This window comes from Stieleria sp. (assembly GCF_041595215.1).
Lineage (GTDB): Bacteria > Planctomycetota > Planctomycetia > Pirellulales > Pirellulaceae > Stieleria > Stieleria magnilauensis.
Genome location: NZ_JBFHKV010001219.1, coordinates 1 through 2,333, shown reverse-complemented (window position 1 = coordinate 2,333; position 2,333 = coordinate 1). Strand labels below are relative to the sequence as shown.

The window sequence follows — 2,333 nt, the reverse complement described above, 5'->3', positions numbered from 1 at the left end:
CACGCTTCCGCCCAAACCGAACCCCAAGAATTTTTCGTCGTTGCGTGACTGAACGAGCGCATTAGCCACCACGAATCAACGCTCACACAACCGCACGAACATCACCACCATGAATCACCGAATGAAACGATTGCGGGAGTGCTGCCCGCCAATGCATTCGGCGGATCGCAGACGGAGCCAAAACGCTTGGCAAGTTCCACTACCCCAAAATTAAATATTGCCAAAGCACCCACTGAGCAGCGCCAGTCCGTTCCCCAGTCCCGATCCGTTCCCTCCCTAAGAGTTCCACGATGACGCAACCGATTTCACTGACGCCATCGACCAGCCATCCGGTCGCCCGACGCGCGATAACCGCGGCGCGCAGAATCACAGGGCCGATTCAGTATCTCGCCTTGATTGCCCTGTCTGTCCTGTCCTTCGTCGGATCGGGTCACGCCTGGTCGGCCGAGGTGAAACGACCCCACGTGGTGATCGTCGTCGGCACACTCCACTATTCGCCGGAGTTGACGATGCCGGTCTTCGCCAAAGAACTGGAGCGATTCGGATTTCGCACGACGATTGTGATGGGGGAAGGAAACCCGGAAAAGAAAACCGAAAACGTGCTGCCGGGCATTGAAGCGTTGGCCGACGCGGATCTCGCAATCTTCTTCATGCGTTTCTTGAAGTTGCCCGACGATGAATGGCAACCGATCGAAGACTACATCAAATCCGGCAAGCCCGTCATCGGCCTGCGGACGGCGAACCACTCGTTCAAGTATCCGGCCGACCATCCGCGATTTTCATGGAACGATGACTTCGGCCGACGGGTTCTGGGAACGCCCTACGTCGTGCACCAAACCAGCGAAACGCAAATCAGCGTGGTCGAGAAGTCATTGGACCACCCGATCCTGTCCAACATCACCAAAACGAAGTGGGTCTCGCCGGGAACGCTCTACCTGACGCGACTGCAGGACGGTTGCATTCCGTTGGTGACCGGTTCGGGACAGGGACGCGTGCGGACACTCAAAAAGGCGTTCGGCACGATAGAAGTCAAACAGCACGAGTCCGATGTGGTCGCTTGGGCGTGGGAAAACGAATGGGGCGGCAAAGTCTTCGGGACGTCATTCGGTCATCCCGGTGACTTTGCCGAAGAATCGTTTGTTCGGATGCTGATCAATGGATGCTGCTGGGCAGTCGGCCGACCGGTGCCCGACGCGAACGAAACTGTTTCGACCTGGCAAATCCAGCGTGTTGACAAGAAACCCAAAAAGTGAACTCCCCAAAACGTACGATGAAACTCATTGCTATCGTCGCGATCCTGCTCGGCGGCTTGACCCTTTCGGTCGCAAATGCCGAGTCTCCGATCCGTCCCGGTGATCGCATCGCGATCGTCGGCAATACGTTCGCCGACCAGCTTCGGATGCACGGTTACCTGGAAACGGCGTTGCTGCAACACGCCAAAGGCATCTCGATCCGCAACCTGGGTTGGGGCGGCGATATGTTGACCGCTCGCGATCGACCGACGAATTTCCCGACCGAGGAGTCGACGCTCCGCGATCACAAAACCGATGTGATCATTGCCTGCTTTGGCATGGGTGAGTCCTTCGGCGGAATCGAAGCATTGGACCAGTTCCGGCAAGACTTAAAATCCTTCATCGCCTCGCACGTCGGCAAACAATACAACGGCGAATCGGAAGTGCGTCTGATTCTTGTCTCACCGATCGCTTGCGAAGACCTCGGCAAACTGACGCCCGATCGCGATGTGCGGAACGACGTCTTGAGGGCATACACGCAGGCGGCAAACGAGGTCGCAGCGGCTGCGGAAATCCCGTTCGTCAATCTGTTTGAAACGTCCCTTTACCTGATGGATGAACCGGTCGGTCCAAATTTGACCACCAACGGCATTCATCTGAATCGATTCGGCTACTGGGCGATCAGCCACGAATTTGCGGGCCAGTTGCTGGCATCGGATCAGCCGGATCATTTTCGGCCGTGGCGGATCACGATCGACGCGCGAGCCAAGACGGGGCAGGGACGAGGCGTCGAAGTCTCGGAATTGGCGGTCGATGTTTTTCAAGCCGCTGATCCCGAAATCACGTTTCGCGGGACCGAGACGACCGCGCCGCGGTTGCCGCCGCCGACCGACCAGCCGTTGCCCCCGCCGCTGGCCTTTCATCGCGATACGATCGTGGTGCAACACTTGCCCGCCGGCACGTACCAATTGACCATCGACGGAGAACACGTCGCAACTGCGGCGGCCGACGCTTGGGGACAAGGCATCGCGATCGACCATTCACCCGCCCACCGCGAGGCAGAACGGTATCGCGCCGACGTCAACGATAAAAACCTGCAAT

General features: G+C 58.1%; 2 protein-coding genes. Both read left to right on the top strand.

What is annotated here, in order from left to right:
• Positions 1-290: 290 nt before the first annotated feature.
• On the top strand, positions 291-1,253 hold the full coding sequence (locus ABX749_RS29845; RefSeq protein WP_372899246.1) for a ThuA domain-containing protein: 963 nt from the start codon (positions 291-293) through the stop codon (positions 1,251-1,253).
• 17 nt (positions 1,254-1,270) lie between these two features.
• On the top strand, positions 1,271-2,333 hold a 1,063-nt coding region (locus tag ABX749_RS29840), incomplete at its 3' end, for an SGNH/GDSL hydrolase family protein (RefSeq protein ID WP_372899245.1).